Raw genomic sequence first — 22,368 nt, 5'->3', positions numbered from 1 at the left:
TCCCCGGTTAACTCTGTGTTTAGCTACCCCCCCGCCGGCCCCCTCACCCAAAACATGTACACCCACGCCGGGAGGCGGGGGTTGGGGGGCGGGGTTGGGGTGGGGTGGGTTGGCGCGGTGGTTTTTTGGTGGGTTGGCGCATGTTCTGCGGCTCGCGGGATAGAAGGCCACATGACCACCGAAGCCTCAGATGCGCCGGTGCTGAACCGTCAGCAAATCCGGCTGCTCATGTTGGGCCTGATGACCGGCATGCTGCTGGCCGCACTCGACCAGACCATCGTCGGTACCGCGCTGCCGACCATCGTGGGCGAGCTGGGCGGGATCAACCACTACTCCTGGGTGGTCACCGCGTACCTGCTCGCCTCGACCGCGTCGACGCCGCTCTACGGCAAGATGGCCGACCTGTACGGGCGTCGGCCGGTCTTCCTCTTCTCGATCGGCACGTTCCTGGTCGGGTCGTTGCTGGCTGGGCTGTCGCAGAACATGACCCAGCTGATCGTCACCCGGGGTATCCAGGGTCTCGGCGCCGGTGGTCTGCTGACGCTCGCGTTCACCATCATCTCGGACGTGGTGTCACCCCGGGAACGTGGTAAGTACCAGGGCCTGTTCGGCGCGGTCTTCGGGATCTCCTCGGTCGCCGGGCCGCTCGTGGGCGGTTACTTCGCGGAGACCGACTGGAGGTGGATCTTCTACATCAACGTGCCGCTGGCGATCCTGGCGATCGTCGTCTGCTACCACGTGATGCGGCTGATCCCGTTCGAACGTCGGGACCACTCGATCGACTGGCTCGGTGCCGGCCTGCTGGTGGCCGGGGTGAGTGCCCTGCTGCTCGCGCTGAGCTGGGGCGGCAACGAGTACGCCTGGGGCTCCGGCGTGATCATCACGTTGTTCGTGGTCGGTGCGGTGCTGGGGGTGCTCTTCGTCCTCCAGGAGGCCCGGGTGGCCGAGCCGATCCTGCCGCTGCGGCTGTTCCGAAACGCCACCTTCGCGTTGGCCAACTCGGCGCTGCTCATCATCGGTCTGGTGATGTTCGGTTCGATCATCTTCATTCCGCTGTACCTGCAGATCGTCAAGGGCGCCTCGCCGACCCGGAGCGGTCTGCTGATGCTGCCGATGATGGCCGGCATCATCATCACCTCGATCCTGACGGGCCGCGCGATGACCCGGATCGGCCGGTACAAGTGGTTCCCGGTGGCCGGTTCGGCGACCCTCCTGGTCGGCATGTTCCTCTTCACCCAGTTGGAGGTGGCCACCTCGCTCTGGGTGGCGTTCGGGTACATGGTGGTGATCGGCGTCGGGCTGGGCCTGTGCATGCAGTCGCTGATCCTGGCGGTGCAGAACGCGGTCTCGGTACGCGACCTGGGTGCCGGCACCTCCTCGGCGACCTTCTTCCGGTCGCTGGGTGGTTCGTTCGGGGTGGCGATCCTCGGCACTGTGCTCTCGTCCCGGCTGACCGGGGGGCTAGCCGACCGGTTGCCCGGCGCGATCGCGCAGCTCCCGCCGCAGGAGCAGGCCGCGGTCGCGGCGAGTGGCGGCGCCAACATCTCGATCAACGATCCGGCCACCATCCTGGCCCTGCCGGGGCCGGTGCGCGCGGCCATCCAGGGTGCCTTCGTCGACGCGCTGGACATGGTCTTCCTGACCGCCGGCCTGATCGCGATCATCGCGGTCGTGGTGACCCTGACCCTGCCCAACACGCAACTGCGGGGTGCTGGCCCGAAGGGTGCCACCGGTGGCGCCGACCCGCTCGGCGGGGAGGCCCCGGCTCCGGGCGGCAAGCCGTTGACCCGCGAGTCGAAGGAGGAGGCTGCCGCCGACATGGAGGCCAAGTCCCAGACAATGATCTGAGCGTCTCGACACCGACCGCCCCGGACCGCTCCGGGGCGTCGGTGGTCAGGCGGGGCGGCGGTAGGCGCCGTACCACCAGGTCGCGGCCAACTCCCGGGCGGCTGCCGCGTCGGTCTCGGGGTCGGCCGAGGTCGTGCTGACGTGGTCGGCGAGGAAGCGGTCGCCGCCGACCACGATCAGCCGGCCGGCCGTCGTCACGTCCAGGTCGGCGGGGGTACGCCCGGCCTGTTGCTCGATCCGGAGCAGGTCGACGGTGCGGGTCACGAACTGCTCCAGCCCGGCCGCCCAGTACTCCCGGACCACCTCGTCGTACGCGGCGACCTCGCTGACCGCGGCCAGCACCGGGGCGTACGTCCGGTATATCCGGATCACGTCGGCGAAGACCTCGGTGAGTCGCGCGAGCGGGTCGCCGGGGCCGCCCGGGTCCCAGTCACCGGTGCGGTCGAACGAACTTTCCCGCATGGTGCCGGCGAGGCGCATGAGCAGCTCGGTCTTGTCCCGGAAGTGGGTGTAGAAGGTCGATCGCGCCACGCCAGCTTCGGCGGCGATCCGCTGTACGCCGAGGTCGGTGAAGCGGATCCCCTCCTTCAGGAGCCGTTCGGTGGCCGCGAGCACCCGCGCTTCGACGGCCGCGCGTCCATCGGGGCTGCGCGGGCGGCGGCGGGTGATCGAGGGCATAGCCGGAATCCTAGGTGGCCGGGGTCGGGTGGGCGACGTACGCTCATTGCCGGACACAGTGTCCGACATAGTGACCACGGAGTGCCTGATCTCGGTCTCCGACCCACCACGAGGAGCGACACACGTGAAGTACCGACTGCTGGGCACCACCGGGGTGTACGTCTCGGAGATCTCGCTCGGCGCGATGACCTTCGGAGGCAGCGGGCACCCACTCTGGGGCACCCTGGGTGGGCTGGCGCTGCCAGAGGTGCAGCGGCTGGTGGACACCGCGCTGGACGCGGGCGTCAACTTCGTCGACACCGCCGACGGCTACAGCGACGGCGAGAGCGAGGAACTGCTCGGCGAGGCCCTCGGCAAGCGGCGTCGCGACGTCGTACTGGCGACGAAGGTGCACTCCCGGACGGGCCCCGGCCCGAACGACGTCGGCACCTCCCGGCTGCACATCATGCAGAACCTGGAGGACAGCCTGCGCCGACTGGGCACCGATCACATCGACCTGTACCAGATCCACAACTTCGACCAGATCACTCCCATGGAGGAGATGCTGCGCGCGCTCGACGACGCGGTCCGGCAGGGCAAGGTCCGCTACATCGGCGCCGCCAACTTCGCCGCCTGGCAGATCTCGAAGGCGCTGGGCATCTCCGCCCGGGAGAAGCTGGCAGGGTTCGTCTCGGTGCAGGAGTACTACTCGCTGCTGGGCCGGGACGTGGAGCGCGACGTGGTGCCGATGGCGCTCAACGAAAGTGTCGGGCTGACCGTCTGGAGCCCGCTCGCCGGCGGTTTCCTCTCCGGCAAGGTCAGCCGGGACGGTGCCGTCGCCGACAGTGGCGCGCGGAGCGCCCAGCCCGGTTACGCCAGCTTCACCCCGTTCGAACCCGAGCACGCCTTCGCCGTGGTCGACGTACTCAAGGGCGTCGCCGAGCGGCACGAGGTGAGCCCGGCCAGGGTGGCGGTCGCCTGGCTGCTGTCCCGACCGGCCGTGACCAGCGTGATCGTCGGTGCCCGCAAGCACGAGCAGTTGGTCGACAACATCGCCGCCTCGGATCTCACGCTGACCGAGCAGGACCTCACCGAGCTGGACGAGGCCACCAAGCTGCCGGTCGCGTACCCGAACTGGATCCAGGAGGGTTTCTTCGCCGGGATGCGCTACCCGCAGTAACGCGGCCCGGCCCTACTTGAGGATGAGCCGGTTCGTCTTCTCGAAGACGTCCAGGTCGGCAAGGGTTTCGATGACCGAGGTGGAGAGTGGGGTGGGAAACCGGTCGCGGGCGAAGAAGCCCGCGTCGGTGGTCTCGTCGGTGACCCGGGCCAACTGCCCGTCCCACTCCTCGACCTTGAACGCGGTCGTGAACACCTGGTACGTGTGCCCGTACATGTTGGTGCTCGTCCGGTCCGGGCCGGTGTAGAGGGCGAACGCGCAGACCCGCAGCGCGCGCAGGCCGGTCTCCTCACGGACCTCGCGTACCGCGCAGTCGGCTATCGACTCGCCCAACTCCATCGCGCCGGCCGGCATGGCCCACTGGCCGTTGTCCGAGCGTTTGATCAGCAGAACGCGTCCGGCGTCGTCGTTGACCACGGCACGAGCGCCGACGAACATCAGCGTCCGATCGCCGGCGATCGCGCGCAACTGCCCCACGTACGAGTCGGCCCAGGAGATGCTCACCTGCGACAACTTACCGGGGGTTCCCAACGTGTGACCGGCGACACTAGCTTGTTACCCATGCGTAGCACGATGATGGACGCCCCTCTGCAGATCTCCCGGATCCTCGACCACGGTGCACTGGTGCACGGCTCGGCCGAGGTGGTCACCTGGACGGGTGCCGAGCCCCGCCGGATGACGTACGCCGAGGTGGGCCGGGCCGCCGCCCGGCTGGCACACGGGCTACGCGACGAGTGTGGGGTTACCGGCGACGAGCGGGTCGCGACCTTCATGTGGAACAACAACGAGCACCTGGTCGCCTACTTCGCGGTGCCGAGCATGGGTGCGGTGCTGCACACGCTCAACATCCGGCTCTTCCCCGACCAGGTCGTCTACATCGCCAACCACGCCGAGGACCGGGTGGTCCTCGTCGACAGCACGCTCATCCCGCTGCTGGCCCGGGTGATCGGTGAGCTGACCACCGTGCGGCACGTCGTGGTGGTCGGCGGTGGCGACCCGGCGCCGCTGGTGGCCGCGGCCGGCGACCGGATCACGGTGCACCACTGGGACGCGTTGCTCGCCGACCGACCCGACACGTACGACTGGCCGGAGGTGGACGAGCGCGACGCCGCCGCGCTCTGCTACACCTCGGGCACCACCGGCAACCCGAAGGGCGTCGCCTACTCGCACCGGTCGATCTATCTGCACTCGTTGCAGGTCTGCATGCCGGAGGGTTTCGGCCTCGGGCCGACCGACCGCGAGTTGGCCATCGTGCCGATGTTCCACGCCATGTCGTGGGGCCTGCCCTACGCGGCCTTCCTCTCCGGCGCGTCGCTGATCATGCCGGACCGGTTCCTCCAGGCCGCGCCGATCGCCGAGATGATCGCCGCCGAGAAGCCCACGCTGGCCGGTGCGGTGCCGACCATCTGGACCGACCTGCTGGCCTACCTGGACACCCACGACGTGGACACCTCCTCGCTCGGTGAGGTGATCGTCGGCGGTTCGGCGTGCCCGCCGGCGCTGATGCACGCGTTCGACGAGCGGCACGGTATCGACGTCATCCACGCCTGGGGGATGACCGAGATGTCCCCGCTGGGGTCGGTCTCGCGTCCGCCCGCCGGTGCGACAGGTGACGATGCCTGGCGCTACCGCTACACCCAGGGGCGGGTGCCGGCGGGCGTGCAGGCGCGGATCGTCGGCCCGGCGGGCGACCCGATGCCCGCCGACGGCACGGCCGTGGGTGAGCTGGAGGTCCGGGGGCCGTGGGTGACCGCCCGGTACGTCGGTGACGACGCCCCGGACGAGGAGAAGTTCCGCGACGGCTGGCTGCGGACCGGCGACGTGGGCACCCTCTCGCCGGACGGGTACATCAACCTGACCGACCGCGCCAAGGACGTGATCAAGTCCGGCGGCGAGTGGATCTCGTCGGTGGAGTTGGAGAACGCGCTGATGGCCCACCCGGCGGTGCTGGAGGCGTGCGTGGTGGGGGTCCCGGACGAGCGATGGGACGAACGTCCGCTGGCCACCGTCGTGGTCCGGGAGGGCGCTTCGGTGACCGCCGAGGAGTTGCGGGACTTCCTGGCCGGGTCGGTGGCACGCTGGCAGTTGCCCGAGCGCTGGGCGTTCATCGACACGGTGCCGAAGACCAGCGTGGGCAAGTTCGACAAGAAGGTCGTCCGTTCGCGGTACGCCGAGGGCGAGCTGACTGTCCGGGAGCTGACAGCCCCGTAACGTTTTCCCCGGCAGTGTCGCCTGTTGGGGCGGGAGTACTCCTGAACCCTCCCCAGGGGCGGCCCCGGCGTTCGCACCGCGCCGGGGCCGCCCGCTCCACGCGGGGTAACCCGCACCGTCATTGTTGCGAAACTTGTTCGCTTCTGTCCTGCTGACGGGGAAATCGGGTGGTCGGCGACCCGATCAGGCGTCGCTGGTGGTGATGAGCACCTTGCCCACCGTCGAGTCCTCCACCGCCTGGTGCGCCGCGGCGGCCTCCGCCAGCGGGTAGTAGTGCAACGGCAGGCCGGCGTCCGCGCCGACCCGGATGCCACCCTGGCTGGCCGCCGCCGCCACGTCCTTCACGCCCTGCGCCTTGGCCGCCTTCGGCTCGGTGTAGACCAGGACGAACTGCCAGCGGGCGTTCGGCGCCATCATCGCCCGGATCGGGATGCTGACCTCGTCCCCGCCGTTGTCGGCGTACATGCAGACCGCGCCGCCGTGCCGCAGCACCCGTGCGTCGACCGAGGCGTTGCGGGCGGGGGCGACCTCCACGATCGTGTGGACCCCGTCGGGAGCGATCTTGTGGACCTCCTCGACCACGTCCTGCTCCCGATAGTTGATCACGAAGGATGCGCCGGCCGAGGCTGCGAGCTGGGCCTTCTCCGCGCTGCTCACAGTGGCGATCACAGTGGCGTCGGCCCAACGGGCGAGCTGGATCGCGGCGTTGCCGACCGCGCCCGCGCCGCCCTGCACCAGCACCGTGTGATCCGCCAGCGCGCCCGCCCGCAGCGTGTCCGGCATGAACTCGCCAGCCGTCAGACAGCGGTGCGCGGTGAGGAACGGAATGCCGAGGGCCGCGCCCAGCTCGAACGGAGCGGCACCGAGGCGTACCGCCTGCCGGACCGGCACCAGGGTGTACTCCGCCGTCGTGCCCCACTGTCGCTGCCAGGCGGCCTCCCAGACCCACACCCGCTCACCGATCAGGTCGGGGTCGACCCCGTCGCCGACCGCCTCGACCAACCCCGCGCCGTCCTGCCCGGGGATCTGCCACCCGTTCGGCGGGCTGTTGCGGCGGGACTTCCAGTCGGTCGGGTTCACCCCGGAGACCGCCATCCGCACCAGAACCTCGCCCGCCCCCGGCTCGGGCACCGGGCGGTCGACCAGGTCGAGCACCGAAGGGTCGCCGTTGCGCTCGTACACGATGGCCTTCATCCGTGGTCTCTACCCGGCTCGAACCGGGTCAACCCAGCTCGTCCACCAGCTCCGGGGTCAGCTCACCGATCGCGTTCAGCGTCACCACGGCCAGCCCGGCGGCGTCCGGATCGAGGGGGTACGAGCCGTGCGGCACCGCCACCACCCGCATCCCCGCCGCCGCGGCGGAACGCACCCCGTTGGACGAGTCCTCCACCGCCACACACCGGGTCGGGTCGACGCCGAGGCGCTGCGCCACGCTCAGGTACACGTCCGGTGCGGGCTTGCCCCGCTCGGTCTGCTCGGTGGAGAGGGTCGCGCCGAACGCGTCGGTCAGGCCGGTCGCCGCCAGCGCCGCCTCGATCAGCCGGGTCGGCGACGAACTGGCCAACCCGAGCGGCCACCGCGCGGCCAGCCCGCGAACGACCTGGTCGGCGCCGTCGATCAGGGGTACGTGGTCCCGGTAGCGTCGGGCCATCTCCTCGACCACCTCGACGGCGACCTGCTCGGCGGTGCGGTCGACGCCCAGCTCTCCGCTGAGGTAGTGCGCCCACTCGCCGGTGCTCATCCCCATCAGTCGGCGTTGCGTGTCGGGCTGCCACGTCCCGCCGTGCGCCGCCACGTACGCCCGCCGGACCTCCTCCCACACCGGCTCGGAATCCACGATCACGCCGTCCAGGTCGAAGACCACAGCATCAGTCACGGGCCCATCCTGCCCGACCGGTGGGTGCCCGGTCAGCCGGGCAACGCGGGCAGACCGAGCGGGCTGCCCTCGGGGAGCAGAGTGTGGGCGGACCGGGCGATCGGCTCCAGCAGCTCCCGCAGCCGGTCCGTGTCGTCGGCGCCGAGCGTCTGCCACGGGTGCGCGGCGGCCAGGTCGGTGGCGTCCTCGATGGCCTGGAACTCGGCCCGGGCGTGGTCGGTGGCCGCGCCGTCACCGGTCAGCCAACCCCGCTCGGTGAGCCGCTCGCGGGCGGCCTGCCACTGCTCCTCGGACCAGCCCCGGCCCAGCAGGTACTGCGGTGGCGAACCGTCCAGCGCGACCCGCACGGTCAGCGTCTCCACCGGGTCCAGGCCGGCGGCCACCAGCGCCGCCACGTGCCCGTCCCCCCGGTGCTCCCGCAGCGTGGTCGCGGCCTGCCAGAGCCGCGCCAACGGGTACTCACCGGCCGGGAGGGCCGCGTTCGCCGCGCCGAGCACCCGGCCGGCGGTCTGCGCCGCCGATGCGGCCCGTTCCAACAGGTCGGCGGCCTCCACGAGGTGCGACTCGGGAAGCTCGTAGGTCAGCTCGGCGAGCGCCTGCACCGCACCGGTCAGGCGGGCACGCAGCGCCTCCTGGGGAGTGGCCAACCGCCACACCGCAGGCAGTGCCCGGGTCACCATCGGCGGCGCGAAGTTGAAGAAGGCGGCGATCACCGGGGCCGCCTCGGCGGCTCCCAGCGGCGCGGCCCGGCCGGCGAAGTAACCGCGCCAGTAGCCGCGCAACCCGACCGCTTCGTACGCGGCCCGCGCCCGGGGGTGAAGGTAGGTGACAGCGTGGACCGGCTCGAAGTACGCCCACATCGACCGGGCGGTCCGCCCAGGCTCGTCCAGCGCAGTCACATGCACCTCCGCGTCGCGGTTCCGGATGCTCACCCCGGGCGGCGAACCGCCCGGGGTGACGCCGAACCTACTGCCGCTGGGTGACGGGCCGGAAGCCCCATGTGAACAACTCCATCCCGTCCCGGCGACAACCGGGACGATCCGGATAGGTCACTGGGCGGCGAGCACGTCCACCACGAAGCGCAGCGGACCGGTCGGACGTCCACCGGCGTTGGCCTCGTCGTTGCCGTACGCCAGCTCGCCCGGGATGTCGAGCTGCACCCGGCTGCCCACTGTCACACCGACCAGGCCCTGGTCCCAGCCCGGAATGACCTGGCCGACGCCGATCGGGAAGGTGGCCGGCTGCCCGGCCTTCCACGAGGAGTCGAACTCCTTGCCGTCCTTGAAGAACACCCCCACGTAGTTGGTGGTGATGTTCTGGCCCTTCTGCACGGCCGGGCCCTTGCCCTTGATCAGCGGGGTGACCACGAGCTTCTTCAGGTCACCCGTGCCCGGCGTCACCGTCGGCTTGGTGCCCAGCGCCGGGTCGGAGCCCTCGGGCAGCTGCGGAGCGGGGGGTGCGCCAGCCTCGTCGGGGGCCGGGGCGGAGGCGGACGGGGTCGCGTCGGCCTGGGTCTTGGGCTTGTCGTCGCCCCCGCCGATCGCCACGAAGACGCCGATCAGCGTCGCGGCCACGGCGAGGGCGGCGAGGCTACTGAGCCCGGCGTTGATCTTCCGCCTCCGGTCGGCGGCCTTCTTCTCCGCCAACTGGGCGGCCAGGCGGCGCCCCGACTTGGTTGCCGGGCTCTGGTCCGGGCCCGTCTGCTGCGTCCGCTCGCTCACGTCGTCGACTCCCTGCTGCGAAGTGTGGCCGGCACCCGGTGCCGGGGGGAAAGCCGACGCACACGGTACCCGCACAGCGGCCCACCGTGCCCGCCGCGGACGCCTCAGATCGCCCAGCGCGACAGTTCCGGGTCTTTCCCGGGCGGTTATTCCGGGACGACCATGAAGTCCGTCACGAACGAGGTGACCCGCCCGTCGGCGGCACGGCCGATCCAGGTGCCGTAGCAGCCGTCGCCCCAACCGGTGGCCACTGTGACGACGTTGGCACCGCTGGCCTCGTCCAACACGGCGGTGATCAGCCCCGGAACCGGGGACGAGGGCAGCTCGGCCGGGATGAAGACCTCCTCGACCAGTTCCTCGTCCCAGCCCTCCAGGACGGCGAGAGCGGTCGGGTCGGCGAAGGTGCCGACGCCGGCATCCACCCCGTAGCCGAAGTAGTCGTCCCCTCCGAGCGTGGCGACGTCCTGGTCACCCGCGACGGCCGGCTCCCAGCGGATCGTCGGCTCGGCTGAGACGACCAGCTCCAGCGCTGCGACCCGCCGGTCCACCTCGGCGTCCTCCCGGAGCACCACAGCCACCCAGGCGCGCGCGGGATGCCGCCCCGGCGGCACCGTCACGGTGAACGGCTCCGCCTCCGGGCAGACCAGCGGGTCACACCCGACCACACGGCCGGTCGGCAACACGATGTCGCCCACCGGGTGCACCTCGATCAGGTATCCGCCGTGCTGGTCGGTGAAGCGGGCGCCGGGCGTCAGTAACCGGTCCAGATCAGGGGTGTACGGCATGGGGGCTCCTCCGGTCGCCAGCGGCCGGCGGAGCGTACCCGGCGAGGCGGACACCGCCGCCGCTGCCGTACGGTCAGGCGCTCTTGCGGGGTGCGGTCTTGCGTGCGGCGGTCTTCTTCGCCGGCTCCGCCTTCTTCGCGGCGGTCTTCTTGGTGGCGGTCTTCTTCGCCGGCTCCGCCGCCTTCTTCTCGGCCGTCTTCTTCGCCGCGGTCTTCTTCGCGGGTGCCTTGGCCGCCTTCTTCTCGGCTGCCTTCTGCGCCGACCGGGCCGACGAGATGGGCGTCGGCTCACCCCCGCCACCACCCCCGCCGGCGGGCTGCTCGCCGCGAGCCGCCTTGGCGCGCTCCACCGAGGCCTTCAACGCCGCCATCAGGTCCACCGCCGCGGCCGGGGCCTCCTCGACCTCCTCCGGCTGGACGACCTCCCGACCCTCCACCTTGGCGTCGATGACCTCCTGCAACGCGGCCCGGTAGTCGTCGGTGAAGACGTCCGGCTCGAACTCGCCGGTCATCGAGTCGATCAGCGAGCTGGCCATGGCCAGCTCCGGGGGGCGCACCTTGAGGTCCTCGTCGAGGAAACCGAAGTCCGGGGTACGGATCTCGTCCGGCCAGAGCATGGTGTTGAGCAGCAGCACACCCTCGCGGACCCGCAGCGTGGCCAACTGCTCCCGCTGGCGCAGCGCCACCTTGACGATGGCCACCCGCTCCGAGTCGATGAGCGCGTCGCGCAGCAGCACGTACGGCTTGGTAGCGGCGCCCTCCGGCTCAAGGAAGTACGCCTTGTTGTAGAGGATCGGGTCGACCTGCTCGGCCGGCACGAACTCCAGCACGTCGATGGCACGGGAGCTGGTCAGCGGCAGGTCGGCGAAGTCCTCGTCGGTGAGGATCACCATTTCGCCGCCGCCGATGTCGTAGCCCTTGGCGATGTCGTCGTAGGTGACCTCTTCGCCGCAGACCGAGCAGGTGCGCTTGTAGCGGATCCGGCCGCCGTCCTCGCGGTGCACCTGGTGGAACCGAATGTCCTTCTCCTCGGTCGCGGAGTAGAGCTTCACCCCGATCGAGACGAGCCCGAACGACACGGCTCCCTTCCAGATGGCACGCATCCTGCGCTCCCTTCCCCGGTATCGACCATGCTCGCATCCGAAGGAACCGGACGCGAGGTGTTCGGCCCGCTACTACAATTCGGGTCGTGCCCGGAGCGCCGCTCAAGCCGATGCTCGCGATGACCGGGCCGCTCCCGGCCGGTGACGGCTGGGCGTACGAGTTCAAGTGGGACGGCGTCCGCGCCCTGGCCGACATCTCTGGCGGCGGGCAACACCTGTATGCCCGCTCCGGCGTGGAGATCACCGCCGCGTACCCGGAGTTGGCAACCCTGCCCGAGCAGGTCGACGACGCGCTGCTCGACGGTGAGGTGGTGCTGCTCGGCCAGGGTGGGCAGCCGTCGTTCACCGCGCTGGCCGAGCGGATGCACGTCCGGGACCGGGCCAAGGCGGCCCGGTTGGCAGCGGTCATGCCGGTGACGTACATGATCTTCGACCTGCTCCGGCTGAACGGCGACGACCTGACCGGCTGGCCGTACGAGCGCCGCCGGGAGGCGTTGGACGCGCTGGCGCTCGGTGGCCTCCGGTGGGCGGTGCCGCCGATGTTCACGGACGGGCCGGCGACCTACGAGGCGGCCGGGGAGCACGGCCTGGAGGGTGTGATGGCCAAGCGCTCCGGGGCCGTCTACCGCCCGGGGGTGCGCTCGCCGGACTGGGTGAAGGTCAAGCTGGAGGTGACCGGCGACTTCGTCATCGGCGGTTGGCGACCGGGCGCGCGCCGGATCGGCGGGCTGCTGGTCGGGGTGCCCGGCTCGGATGGCCGACTGATCTACCGGGGCCGGGTCGGCGGCGGGATCGGCGCGGCCATCGAACGGCAGCTCCTCGCCGAGCTGGAGCCACTGCGCTCCGGCGTGTCACCGTTCGCGCCGGGGGTGCCGCGCGAGGATGCGCGGGGCGCCATCTGGGTAGAACCCCGGGTGGTGGTGGAGGTGAAGTACGGCCAGCGCACCCCCGACGGCCGGCTGCGCTTCCCCCGGGTGCTGCGGTTGCGCCCGGACAAGCCTCCGGAGGAGGTCGACGATGCCGGCTGATCGGCTACGGGTGGACGTCGAGGGCCGTGCGCTGGAGCTGTCCAACCTGGACAAGGTGCTCTACCCGGCGGCCGGGTTCACCAAGGGCGAGGTGATCGACTACTACACCCGGATCTCGCCGGTGCTGCTGCCGCACCTGCGGGACAGACCGGTCACCCGGATCCGCTTCCCCAACGGGGTGGACGACAAGTCGTTCTTCGAGAAGAACACGCCGGCCGCGACCCCGGACTGGGTGCGGGTGGAGAACCTGCCGGCGCCCGGGTCGACGAAGGGCCGGGAAACCATCGACTACGTGGTCGCCGACGACCTTCCCACCCTGGTCTGGCTGGCCAACCTGGCCGCGTTGGAGCTGCACACACCGCAGTGGAAGGTGGGCGAGCACCCGGACATGATGGTCGTCGACCTGGACCCGGGCCCGCCGGCCGGGCTCGCCGAGTGTTGCCCGGTGGCGGTGCTGATGCGCGACCGCCTCGCCGACGACGGCATCGAGTCGTACCCGAAGACGTCCGGCAAGAAGGGCATGCAGCTCTGCTGCCCGATCGCCGGCACCCAGTCGTCCGACCTCGTCTCCGACTACGCCCGGCGGATCGCGCAGGAGTTGGAGAAGGCCCACCCGAAGCTGATCGTGTCGAAGATGGCGAAGAACCTTCGACCGGGCAAGGTCTTCATCGACTGGAGCCAGAACAACGCGGCGAAGACCACAGTGGCGCCGTACTCGCTGCGGGCCCAGTCGGTGCCGTCGGTGTCGACGCCGCTGACCTGGGACGAGGTGGAGGCCGGCGCTCGCGGCCGGAAGCCGGCCGTCCGCCAGTTCACCGCCGCCGAGGTGCTGGCCCGCGTCGAGGAGTACGACGACCTGCTCGGCCCCCTGCTCGACGGCGGCCCGGAACTGCCCACCCACTGACGCGGCGCAGCCGCCACCAGGCGCCGCCGACCAGGGCGAGCGTGAGGACTGTGACCGCGACGTCGCCGGCCAGGGCCGCTGCCGGGCTCGCCGGGGAGTAGGGCGGCACCAGGTACGCGAATGCTGCGGCGATGACCAGGCCCGCCGACCCGGCCGCGAGCACGTGCCTTTGCCCCCAGCCGCTGCCCGACGACCAGTAGGCGATCAGGGCCCCGGCGGCGGCTGCCAGCGTCAGTGCCACAGTCACTCCCGCCCAGCCGGGCGTCAGGTCGCCGCCGAACCGGACGAGGACGACCAGCAGACCCACCCAGAGCGGGTGCGGCACCCGACGGGCCCGACGCGGGCGGGGGTGACGCCAGCGGGGCAGCAGGGCGACCGCGATCAGGGCGACGACCACCACGGCGGCGAAGGACAGTTGGAGCGGGCTGGCCAGGAAGCCCTTGTCCCCGTTGATGTCCGAGAAGATGAACAGACTGCCGAGCAGGTAGGTCAGACCGACGACGAGGAGGCCGGGGCGGCCCAGCCACGGCCGCAGCCGGCGGTCCGCACCGAGGAACGACTCGATCAGCACGATCGGCGCGCAGATCGTCAGCACGATGTGGTTGCCGACGTAGTCGAACGCCTGCCGGAGGCTGAATTCGAGCCCCGGCACCAGCGACGCCTCGGCGGCGGCGCGGGTGTCGGCGTACTGCGTGTCGTCCAGGAAGTCGGGGTTGAACAACGACTGGTCGACCAGCCCGGCCTGGAGTACGCCGAACGCGGCGGCGAGCAGCACGATCGTCGGCCAGCCCGCGCCGAGGTGCCGGGCGGTCTCCCGGATGAGGATCGCCGCACCGCCGTACATCGGGCCGAGGAAGATCAGCACCGGGAGGAAGTCGTCGATGGCGAAGCCACCCCACGAGCACTCGGCCGCCCACGGGGCGAGCAGCAGCAACGCGATCACCGGCAGGAGCCGCCGGCGAAGAGGCAGACGGTCGGCGGATACGAGACGGTCGGCGGCGGGGCGGTCGGTGGCGGGGCGGTCGCCGGTGACGGGGTCGGAACCGGTCGGCATGGGCGCTCCTCGGCGGCATTCTCTTCGGGGGTCACCTGCACGGTGCCCGGACCACCCGGCCACCCGATACGGCCATCGGCCGACGACCGGCGCTACCAAAGTCGTTGAGTACTGTGATGCCGACGTCGACCCGGGGAGCGTGGAGATGCAGCCAACCGACACGGCCGACCTGGCGGCCCGGCCCGTCGAGGCCGAGCGCCCGCTGCTCAGCTACCGCGACGAGGCGACCGGCGAGCGCGTCGACCTGACCGCGCAGCAGGTCGGCCAGTGGGCTGCCCGGAGCGCCGGCCTGCTGCGGGACGGTTGCGGCCTTGGCCCCGGCAGCCGCGTAGCGGTCCTGCTGCCGCCGCACTGGCGTACCGCCGCTGTGTTGTTGGGGGCTTGGGCCTCGGGCCTGGCGGTGTCGTTCCGACCGCGCGCCACCGCGGGCCTGGCGGTCCTCGAACCGGGCGGCGACCGGCCGTTCGATGCGGTGTTCGTGACGCCGGAGCGGCAGGACGACTGGCTTGAGGACGTGCCGGACGCGCCGCACCGCTACCTCGTCGGCACCGGTCCGGGGCGGCTGGACGACGTGCCGTTGGGCTGGTTGGACTGGTCCGCCGAGGTGCTCCGGCACGGCGAGGGCGCGCCCGACCACACAGCCATCCACCCGTCGGACCCGGCCACCGCCGACGGCACCACATACGGTCAGTGGGGTGCGCTCGCCCAGGAGTTCGCCACGATGCTGGACCTGCGCGCCGGCGACCGCCTGCTGGTCGACGCCGCCGAAACCGAGCAGCCGCTGAAGTGGTTGCTCGCGCCGCTCTCGGCCGGCGCGTCAGTGGTGATCAGCGCCAACCTCGACCCGGCGCGGCGGGACTCGATCGTCGCCGCGGAACGCATCACCCGCGTCCTCTGAGGCCGTCTCGAGTCACCCGACCGGTGGAGCCGCCGCCTTCCGTCAGCTCTCACATCTTTCCTGCTCATACGCTTCGCCGAAGGCACGCGCGATGGTCCGGGCGCGGCCACTGTGCACACCGGCGGAGGGCTGATGGCTTCGAGGCGTACACCTCGGGTTGTGGTCGCGGCGGTGGCCGGTGGACTCTTCGCCCTCGGGGTGGTCGCGCCCGGGCCGGCGGCGGCGCCGATGCCCCGTGCGGCCCAGGCCGACGGGCCCACGGCCCCCGACCCGCGCGAGCCGCGCCCGCCGCTGCTCCCCGCCGACTTCCAGGGCACCGGCCGGTACGTCGTGCGGGACCTCGGCATCGACGTGCCGTTCTCCTGGCAGGGCCGCGACGGCAACAGCCAGATGATCGCCGGCGGCCCGGACCATCCGATCTGGTTCACGAACCTGATCTACGAGAACACGCTCTACACGCTCACCTACAAGTGGCCGAACATCCCGCTCTTCCCGCCCCGCGCGTGCAGCAAGGTCCCGGGTTTCTTCAACCGGCAGATCTTCAACGACAAGCTGAAGACCGCTCGTTACGTGGGGCCGGAGATCCTTCAGGGTGAGAAGGACCGACATGTCGACCACTGGCGGGTCGGGGTCGTCGGCGGCTCCGCGGTGCCAGGGGAGTTCTTCCGGTTCCCGATCGCGCTCGGCGACATCTACGTCGACCAGCACGACCCGAGCCGGTGGTGGCAGGTGTTGCAGTTCGGGTTGCAGAACCTCTTCGACCCGGAGCTGGACGAATGGTTCACAATGGACACGTTCGACCACCGCCCCGGCGAGGTCACCCTCCCCGATCGCTGCCCACCCCCCACGTCGTAGCGCGTCCGGCGCTTACAGGGCGAACAGCAGGGCGGCGTTCAGGAGGACGACGAGGGCGGTGGCGAAGTGGATGCCGAATGCCACAGCCTTCGTTCCGCCGTTGCGCAGCACGATGAGGGTGTCACCCAGCGGGACGAGCGCGACGATCAGCATGAACCACGCGACCGCGTCGGCGGTCGTGAAGGCGATCAGGGCGAGGCCGAGCAGCCCGAACGTGAGGTCCTTCAGCCCCTTGACCGTCAGGTAGGCGGGGTCGCCGTCCGGTCGGGCCGGCACGCCGTACCCGGCGGCGGCGGCCTGCGGCACCAGCAGGAACCGCGCGCCGATGAAGGCGACGAAGAGGCTGAGGACGACGGCGAGCCCGTAGGCGAGGGGTGCCAGCATGAGTCTGCTCCAATTCCTAGCGCTGCTAGATGTGAGAGCGACGCTAGCAGAGCGAAGACAGGATTGCTAGCAGTGCTAGGGTTGCTGTCATGTCGACACAGGCGCGCCGGGAGCGTGAGCGGGCTGAACGGGAGCAGGCGATCATCACCGCGGCGCGGGACCTGGCGTTGGCCGAAGGCTGGGACGCGGTGACCACCCGACGGCTCGCCGCCGAGATCGAGTACAGCCAGCCCGTCCTCTACAGCCACTTCAAGGGCAAGGACGCCATCATGGCGGCGGTCGCCGTCGAGGGCTTCGCCGAGCTGGCAACCGCACTGGTCTCGGCCCGGGCCTCCGCCCCCGACCCCCGGCAGGCGGTCGCCGACGTGGCAGCCGCGTACGTCGCGTTCGCCCAGCAGCGGCCCGCGATCTACGACGCGATGTTCACCCTCGCCGTGGACCTGCCGTTCGCCAGCCAGGACGTGCCAACCGACCTGGCCCGGGGCTTCGCCGAACTGTCCGAGACAGTGCGCCCGGTCGCGGTGGACGACGACCTGGAGACGGTCACCGAAACCTTCTGGGCCGGCCTGCACGGCCTGGTCACACTGATGCGCAGCGGCCGGCTCCGCCGCGCCGACCACGAGCGCCGGCTCGCGGTCCTGGTGGACCGCTTCTCCCGTTGAGCGATGCCGGTCAAGGCTGACGCGGTCGGGGCGCGCACGGCGCGAGGTGGTCGGTCGGCAGAGCGCACCGCGCGCCGCCAGGCAGCGGCCGATCACAGAAAACCCCCAAGCGCTGACGCTCGTTGACTGCCTGGAACACGCCGGAGCGCGAGGTCGTCGAGATCTTGGACAGTTTCCGTTCAGACGTGACGGAAAGTGTCCAAGATCTGGAGTGACGGACCAGCGCACGGGCAGGGTGGCGCGGACGACAGTTACCGCGTGCTGCTGGCGACCCCACGCGGGCGACCGACTCGGGTTCCAGGAAAGCGGGGCATCACAGCGCCCCGAACACCGCGACTTCCTGGAAACCGAGTCGATCAAGGTCGCGCGAGGTCAGTCGACAGTGGGCAGCTTTGGGCCGAGGACGTCGTCGGCGTCGACGATCGTGTACGCGTACCCCTGCTCGGCGAGGAAGCGCTGCCGGTGTGCCGCGTACTCGGTGTCGATCGTGTCCCGGGACACCACGGTGTAGAAGTGCGCCTGCCGGCCGTCGGCCTTCGGCCGCAGCACCCGACCGAGCCGCTGCGCCTCCTCCTGGCGTGAACCGAACGTCCCGGACACCTGGATCGCCACCGCCGCCTCGGGCAGGTCGATCGAGAAGTTGCCGACCTTCGAGATGACCAACGTGCGGATCTCCCCGGTGCGGAACGCGTCGAACAGCCGCTCCCGCTCCTTGTTCGTGGTCGAGCCCTGGATGATCGGCGCGTCGAGGTACTCGCCGAGCTGGTGCAACTGGTCGATGTACGCGCCGATCACCAGCACCTGGTCGTCCGGGTGCCGGTCGACCAGCGCCTTGACCACCGGCAGCTTGGTGCGGGCGGTCGCCGCCATCCGGTAGCGCTCCTCGGCCTCCGCCGTCGCGTACGACATCCGCTCCGCGTCGGTGAGGGTCACCCGGACCTCGGTGCACTCGGCCGGGGCGATCCAGCCCTGCGATTCGATGTCCTTCCACGGCGCGTCGTACCGCTTCGGTCCGATCAGGCTGAACACGTCGCCCTCGCGGCCGTCCTCGCGTACCAGAGTCGCGGTGAGGCCCAGCCGGCGGCGGGCCTGGAGGTCCGCCGTGAACCGGAAGATCGGCGCGGGCAGCAGGTGCACCTCGTCGTAGACGACCAGGCCCCAGTCGCGGGCCCCGAAGAGGTCCAGGTGGGTGAATGCGCCGCCGCGCCGCGAGGTGAGCACCTGGTACGTGGCGATGGTGACCGGACGGATCTCCTTGCGCTCGCCCGAGTACTCGCCGATCTCCTCCTCGGTCAGCGAGGTGCGGGCGATCAGCTCCCGCTTCCACTGCCGACCGGCGACCGTGTTGGTGACCAGGATCAGGGTGGTCGCCTTCGCCTCGGCCATCGCCGCCGCGCCGACCAGGGTCTTGCCGGCACCGCAGGGCAGCACCACCACCCCCGACCCGCCGGCCCAGAACGCCTCCACGGCCTCCCGCTGGTACGAGCGCAGCGTCCACGGCTTGCGGCCGTCCTTGCCGGCCTCGGCCAGCTCGATCGGGTGCGCCTCACCGTCGACGTAACCGGCCAGGTCCTCCGCCGGCCAGCCCAGCTTGAGCAGCGCCTGCTTGAGCCGGCCACGCTCGGACGGGTGCACCCTGATGGTGTCGTCGTCGATCTTGTCGCCGAGCATCCCGGCGAGCTTCTTGCTCTTGGCCACCTCGATCAGCACCAGCCGGTCCAGTGCGCGCAGCACCAGCCCGTACGCCGGGTCGTTGGCGAGCTGGAGCCGGCCGTACCGGTCCATCGTCTCGGCCACGTCCACCAGCAGCGCGTGCGGCACCGGGTAGCGGGAGTACTTCAGCAGCGAATCCACCACTCCCTCGGCGTCGTGCCCCGCCGCGCGGGCGTTCCACAGACCCAGCGGGGTCAGCCGGTAGGTGTGCACGTGCTCCGGCGAGCGTTCCAGCTCCGCGAACGGCGCGATCGCCATCCGGCAGGCCTGCGCGTCGGGGTGGTCGATCTCCAGCAGCAGGGTCTTGTCCGACTGCACGATCAGTGGTCCACCGCTCACGCCAGCGTCCTCTCCTCGGTTGGCCGACCGGCCGGAACGGGGCGCATACCCGCTGCTGGCCGACCATCCAGTGTTGCACGATGCGGGACGGCAAAAGAAAGATGCTCACCGGACGCAACCGTGATGGCACTCACGAACGTCTAGTAAAGGGACAACTGTCTGGGGAGGGCCCATGGAGCATGTCCGGATCGCCTCCCGGCTGGTTGCCCTCGTGGTGGTCGTGCTGGTCGGCGCGGGAGCGTGCGCGTTCGATCCGCAGTCCGGCGGGAGTGGTGGCGGGGGAGCCGCCCAAGCCGGTGCGGCGGAACAGGCAACGGGGGCGGGCGACACGTCCGGGCCCGACCAGCACGGCCGGCCCACCCCGGCCGCGCCCACAACGAAACCCTCCCGGAAACCCACGCCGAAGCCGACCCGCCCGGCACCCACCACGACCCCCGGCACCGGTACGCCGACAGTCGCCGGCTGCCCCCAGGGGCAGCACCAGCGGGCGGTGGAGACTCACCTGGCCCGGTTGGGCGGGTTCGGGGCGGTGACAGTGGACGGCCGGCAGTCCGCCGCCGACTGCGCGGCGATCAAGAAGTTCCAGAAGAGGTACGGCATTCGCCCCGTCGAGGGTCGCGCCGGACCAACCACCCTCGACGTGGCCCAGCGCCTCGCCACCACCGACACGACGCGCTGCAAGGCCGGCACCGGCACCACGTTCTGCGTGGACCTCACCCGGCAGACCGTCTGGGCGCTCCGCGGCGGCAAGGTGATCATGGCGCCAACGGTGACCCGCACCGGCATGTCCGGCTACCGCACCCCGGCCGGCACGTACGCCGTCAACTACCGCAACCCCAAGGAGTGGTCCAACCCGTACGAGGTGTGGCTGCCGTACTGGCAGCACTTCACCCAGGGGATGGGCTTCCACGAAACCACCACCTACCTGCACGACAAGTCGATCGGCTCGCACGGCTGCGTCAACCTGCTGCACGCCGACGCCGTCCGGATGTGGGAGCTCGGCAAGGTCGGCACCCGGGTGGTGCTGATCGGCCGACGCCCCGGCACCTGAGTGACACGGAGCGAATCGCGGGGATAACCCCCTGTCCGACCGGACCAACGAGTGTCACCCTTGGAGTCCAGGGCCGGACCGGGCGGGGAGGCTGGGCATGACGGTCGACCGTGACGTGATCGCGGAGCACGAACACGCACCACCCGACGAGGTGTCCCGAGCGACGGTGATCGCGTACGCCGTCGCGGCGACACTCCTGCTCGGGTGGTTCCTCTTCGGCTGGCTGGTGCTCCAGCAGGGCTTCGTCGACTCCATCGGCGAGTCCGCCGGTGCCGGCTTCGCGCTGCTGTTGATCATCTCGGTGGTCGGCACCGTACGCCGCAGTCGCCGCTGACCGACGGCGTCCGCGCGGTGGCACCGTCGGTCAGTCCGCCACCACCGCCGCGGTGATCCGGTGCAGCGCGAACGTGTGCAGCATCTCGGTCCGTTCGTCCTCGGCCCGCAGGTAGCCGGCACCGATCGAGACCGGCTTGAGCAGGCGTGACGCCGTCGCCCCGTGCGCGTCGACGTAGCCCACCCAGACCAGCGCCTTGTCCCGGACCGCCTGCTGGAGCACCGCCAGTGCCTCGCTGTGGGTGTGCGCCGGCACCGGGCCGCCGCCCAGCCCGGGTGCACCGCCGCGCACCTCGGCAGGCGCCCGTCGGGCGGCCCGCGCCGCCGCGTCGCCGCGCCGGATGTGCTCCACCACACCGAGCAGCCGGGGCATGGGCAGCTTCGGTGCGGCCAGCGGATCGATCGTCCGGGTGGTCACCGACACCCGGGGCGGGGCCCGCCGGATTCGCGGCCGGGCCAGCACAGTGCTGCCGGTGCCGTCCTCCTGCACCGGGGCGTACCCCGCGTCGCGCAGCGCACCCAGCAGCCGACCAACCTGGTACTGCGTACACAGCACCGTCGGCGCGAGCCGGCGCAGCGCCAACGACTCCAGCCGCCGGTCGGCCAACACCTCGCTGATCAGCGTCTCGTCGTCGCTGCGCAGGTACGCCCCGGCCAGGCCGACCCGCAGCCCACCGTGCTTACGGGCCACGTCGTCGATCAGGTAGGTGAGCCCTTGAGGCACCGGGGTACGTGACCGACGCCGGAACACGTCGTGCAGGTCGTCGGCCGTGTAGCCGGAATCCAGGGCCCGCCGCACGCTCGCCGTGGTGACGCGGTGCACGCTGGCCCCGCCGGCCGACTCCAGCTCGGTCATCGCCTCCAACTCGACGGCGAGTGCCGGCTCGGGTGGGCCGGGCACCACCACTGTCAGGTCGGCCTGCACCAGGAAGTGGTCGACTGGTGCGGGGAGCAGGGCGTCCAGCGCCCGCGCGGTACTGGACGGGTCGCCGCTCTCGACGTCGGCGTGCACGCCCAGCGGGTCGTCACCCCGCTCGTCGGTCGACGTCAGGTCCCCCAGCAGCAGCCGACCGTACGAGGTGAGCGCCCCCAGCCCCGTCACGCCCAGCTGTGCGGCCTCGGCCAGCACCTCCCGGTGTGCGGCGTCCCGGCCCCGGCTGCGACGGGGAGACCGCCAGTCCAGCAGCTCCTGCACCTCCTCCGGGGTGGGTGCCGTCGCCGGCTCCAGATCGGCGAGTACGCCGAGCACCGCCCGTCGGGTGGCCGGCACGCTGGCCCGCTCGGCCTCGGCGGAGAGCGCGGTGATCGGCCGGTCCCGGTCGTCACGGCGGCCCACCAGCCCCACCTGCCGGGTCATGGTCAGCCACGCGCGGGCGAGCTGCTCCCACCGTTGGGCCAGCGAGGCGGCCCGCCACACCTCGTACCCGCCGGTCGGCAGCACCTGCTGATCCGCCCCGTAGCGGCCGGTGGTCGCACCGGGCATCTCCAGCTCACCGAGGAGCCCCGCCGCGTACGCCACCTCCAGCAGCAGCGCGGTGGTCGGTTCGTCCAGCCCGGCGGTACGCGCCAACCGGCGCAGGTCCCGTACACCGATGCCACCCGAACGCAGCACCGGCGCGGGCTCGTCGGCGAGCTGCTCCAGCAGCCCTTCGGTATGCCGGACCACCTCCATGGACTGCCCGGCTCCGGCCGAGTCGACCGCCTTCGGCTCGCGCGGCGCGGCGGCCACCGGCGGCGGGCTGGTGCGCAGCGGCCCGAGGGGGCCGC

The 22,368-nt window shown here is 71.2% G+C and carries 22 protein-coding genes; 10 read left to right on the top strand and 12 right to left on the bottom strand.

What is annotated here, in order from left to right; translation table 11 throughout:
* Positions 1-171 precede the first annotated feature (171 nt).
* Positions 172-1,848, top strand: a complete 1,677-nt coding sequence (locus tag AB0B48_RS20470) for an MDR family MFS transporter (RefSeq protein WP_357203799.1) — start codon at positions 172-174, stop codon at positions 1,846-1,848.
* A 45-nt stretch (positions 1,849-1,893) separates the two neighbouring features.
* On the opposite strand, the gene AB0B48_RS20465 is transcribed toward AB0B48_RS20470, so the two are convergent.
* Positions 1,894-2,526 (bottom strand): TetR/AcrR family transcriptional regulator, encoded by a 633-nt coding sequence (locus AB0B48_RS20465; protein WP_357203797.1) that lies wholly within the window; start codon positions 2,524-2,526, stop codon positions 1,894-1,896.
* 124 nt (positions 2,527-2,650) lie between these two features.
* Here AB0B48_RS20465 and AB0B48_RS20460 point away from each other — a divergent pair, with 124 nt between their 5' ends.
* A complete protein-coding gene (locus AB0B48_RS20460; RefSeq protein WP_357203795.1) occupies positions 2,651-3,685 on the top strand; it encodes an aldo/keto reductase in 1,035 nt (344 codons plus the stop codon).
* 12 nt (positions 3,686-3,697) lie between these two features.
* Here AB0B48_RS20460 and AB0B48_RS20455 read toward each other — a convergent pair whose 3' ends face one another.
* Complete coding sequence (locus AB0B48_RS20455; RefSeq protein WP_357203793.1) at positions 3,698-4,189, bottom strand: NUDIX domain-containing protein; 492 nt, start codon at positions 4,187-4,189, stop codon at positions 3,698-3,700.
* Between the two features lie 72 nt (positions 4,190-4,261).
* Here AB0B48_RS20455 and AB0B48_RS20450 point away from each other — a divergent pair, with 72 nt between their 5' ends.
* Positions 4,262-5,896 carry a fatty acid--CoA ligase gene (locus AB0B48_RS20450; RefSeq protein ID WP_357203803.1) on the top strand — a complete coding sequence of 545 codons (1,635 nt, stop codon included), beginning with the start codon at positions 4,262-4,264 and terminating at the stop codon, positions 5,894-5,896.
* 183 nt (positions 5,897-6,079) lie between these two features.
* Here the strand turns inward: AB0B48_RS20450 and AB0B48_RS20445 are convergent, their stop codons facing one another.
* The 6 genes from AB0B48_RS20445 to AB0B48_RS20420 form a co-directional block, all read right to left on the bottom strand.
* Complete coding sequence (locus tag AB0B48_RS20445; protein ID WP_357203791.1) at positions 6,080-7,090, bottom strand: NADPH:quinone reductase; 1,011 nt, start codon at positions 7,088-7,090, stop codon at positions 6,080-6,082.
* 28 nt (positions 7,091-7,118) lie between these two features.
* Positions 7,119-7,772: an HAD family phosphatase gene (locus tag AB0B48_RS20440; RefSeq protein WP_357203789.1), complete on the bottom strand. Its 654-nt coding sequence runs from the start codon at positions 7,770-7,772 to the stop codon at positions 7,119-7,121.
* A 32-nt stretch (positions 7,773-7,804) separates the two neighbouring features.
* Positions 7,805-8,632: a hypothetical protein gene (locus AB0B48_RS20435; RefSeq protein WP_357203801.1), complete on the bottom strand. Its 828-nt coding sequence runs from the start codon at positions 8,630-8,632 to the stop codon at positions 7,805-7,807.
* A 189-nt stretch (positions 8,633-8,821) separates the two neighbouring features.
* On the bottom strand, positions 8,822-9,493 hold the full coding sequence (locus AB0B48_RS20430; RefSeq protein WP_357203787.1) for an FKBP-type peptidyl-prolyl cis-trans isomerase: 672 nt from the start codon (positions 9,491-9,493) through the stop codon (positions 8,822-8,824).
* A gap of 146 nt (positions 9,494-9,639) precedes the next feature.
* The gene (locus tag AB0B48_RS20425; RefSeq protein ID WP_357203785.1) at positions 9,640-10,278 is read right to left on the bottom strand and encodes a DUF4241 domain-containing protein; all 639 of its coding nucleotides are present in this window, start codon (positions 10,276-10,278) and stop codon (positions 9,640-9,642) included.
* 73 nt (positions 10,279-10,351) lie between these two features.
* Positions 10,352-11,380 (bottom strand): Ku protein, encoded by a 1,029-nt coding sequence (locus AB0B48_RS20420; RefSeq protein ID WP_357203783.1) that lies wholly within the window; start codon positions 11,378-11,380, stop codon positions 10,352-10,354.
* 86 nt (positions 11,381-11,466) lie between these two features.
* On the opposite strand from AB0B48_RS20420, the gene ligD (AB0B48_RS20415) reads away from it, so the two are divergent.
* On the top strand, positions 11,467-12,408 hold the full coding sequence (gene ligD, locus AB0B48_RS20415) for a non-homologous end-joining DNA ligase (protein WP_357203781.1): 942 nt from the start codon (positions 11,467-11,469) through the stop codon (positions 12,406-12,408).
* On the top strand, positions 12,398-13,312 hold the full coding sequence (gene ligD / locus AB0B48_RS20410; protein WP_357203779.1) for a non-homologous end-joining DNA ligase: 915 nt from the start codon (positions 12,398-12,400) through the stop codon (positions 13,310-13,312). Before ligD (AB0B48_RS20415) ends, ligD (AB0B48_RS20410) begins: the two co-directional genes overlap by 11 nt.
* Here the strand turns inward: ligD (AB0B48_RS20410) and AB0B48_RS20405 are convergent.
* The gene (locus tag AB0B48_RS20405; protein WP_357203777.1) at positions 13,221-14,366 is read right to left on the bottom strand and encodes a hypothetical protein; all 1,146 of its coding nucleotides are present in this window, start codon (positions 14,364-14,366) and stop codon (positions 13,221-13,223) included. The two genes, ligD (AB0B48_RS20410) and AB0B48_RS20405, sit on opposite strands and share 92 nt — an antisense overlap.
* Before the next feature lie 145 nt (positions 14,367-14,511).
* Here AB0B48_RS20405 and AB0B48_RS20400 point away from each other — a divergent pair, with 145 nt between their 5' ends.
* Together AB0B48_RS20400 and AB0B48_RS20395 are read left to right on the top strand one after the other, a co-directional pair.
* Positions 14,512-15,264, top strand: coding sequence for a TIGR03089 family protein (locus AB0B48_RS20400; protein ID WP_357203775.1), 753 nt, complete (start codon positions 14,512-14,514; stop codon positions 15,262-15,264).
* 132 nt (positions 15,265-15,396) lie between these two features.
* The gene (locus tag AB0B48_RS20395; protein ID WP_357203773.1) at positions 15,397-16,119 is read left to right on the top strand and encodes a hypothetical protein; all 723 of its coding nucleotides are present in this window, start codon (positions 15,397-15,399) and stop codon (positions 16,117-16,119) included.
* A gap of 12 nt (positions 16,120-16,131) precedes the next feature.
* Here AB0B48_RS20395 and AB0B48_RS20390 read toward each other — a convergent pair whose 3' ends face one another.
* Positions 16,132-16,503 carry a DUF4267 domain-containing protein gene (locus tag AB0B48_RS20390; RefSeq protein ID WP_357203771.1) on the bottom strand — a complete coding sequence of 124 codons (372 nt, stop codon included), beginning with the start codon at positions 16,501-16,503 and terminating at the stop codon, positions 16,132-16,134.
* Positions 16,504-16,592: 89 nt separating this feature from the next.
* Between AB0B48_RS20390 and AB0B48_RS20385 the strand changes: the two genes are divergently transcribed.
* The gene (locus tag AB0B48_RS20385) at positions 16,593-17,165 is read left to right on the top strand and encodes a TetR/AcrR family transcriptional regulator (protein ID WP_357203769.1); all 573 of its coding nucleotides are present in this window, start codon (positions 16,593-16,595) and stop codon (positions 17,163-17,165) included.
* A gap of 372 nt (positions 17,166-17,537) precedes the next feature.
* Here the strand turns inward: AB0B48_RS20385 and AB0B48_RS20380 are convergent, their stop codons facing one another.
* Positions 17,538-19,217, bottom strand: coding sequence for a DNA repair helicase XPB (locus tag AB0B48_RS20380; RefSeq protein WP_112699948.1), 1,680 nt, complete (start codon positions 19,215-19,217; stop codon positions 17,538-17,540).
* A gap of 172 nt (positions 19,218-19,389) precedes the next feature.
* On the opposite strand from AB0B48_RS20380, the gene AB0B48_RS20375 reads away from it, so the two are divergent.
* The gene (locus AB0B48_RS20375; protein ID WP_357203766.1) at positions 19,390-20,268 is read left to right on the top strand and encodes a L,D-transpeptidase family protein; all 879 of its coding nucleotides are present in this window, start codon (positions 19,390-19,392) and stop codon (positions 20,266-20,268) included.
* A gap of 97 nt (positions 20,269-20,365) precedes the next feature.
* The gene (locus AB0B48_RS20370) at positions 20,366-20,602 is read left to right on the top strand and encodes a hypothetical protein (protein WP_357203765.1); all 237 of its coding nucleotides are present in this window, start codon (positions 20,366-20,368) and stop codon (positions 20,600-20,602) included.
* A gap of 30 nt (positions 20,603-20,632) precedes the next feature.
* On the opposite strand, the gene AB0B48_RS20365 is transcribed toward AB0B48_RS20370, so the two are convergent.
* A partial coding sequence (locus AB0B48_RS20365) for a helicase-associated domain-containing protein (protein WP_357203763.1) occupies positions 20,633-22,368 on the bottom strand: 1,736 nt, incomplete at its 5' end.

Origin of the sequence: Micromonospora sp. NPDC049089 (genome assembly GCF_040648775.1) — a bacterium.
Lineage (GTDB): Bacteria > Actinomycetota > Actinomycetes > Mycobacteriales > Micromonosporaceae > Micromonospora.
The sequence above is the reverse complement of the archived record's forward strand: the minus strand, read 5'-3'. Positions and strand labels throughout refer to the sequence as shown.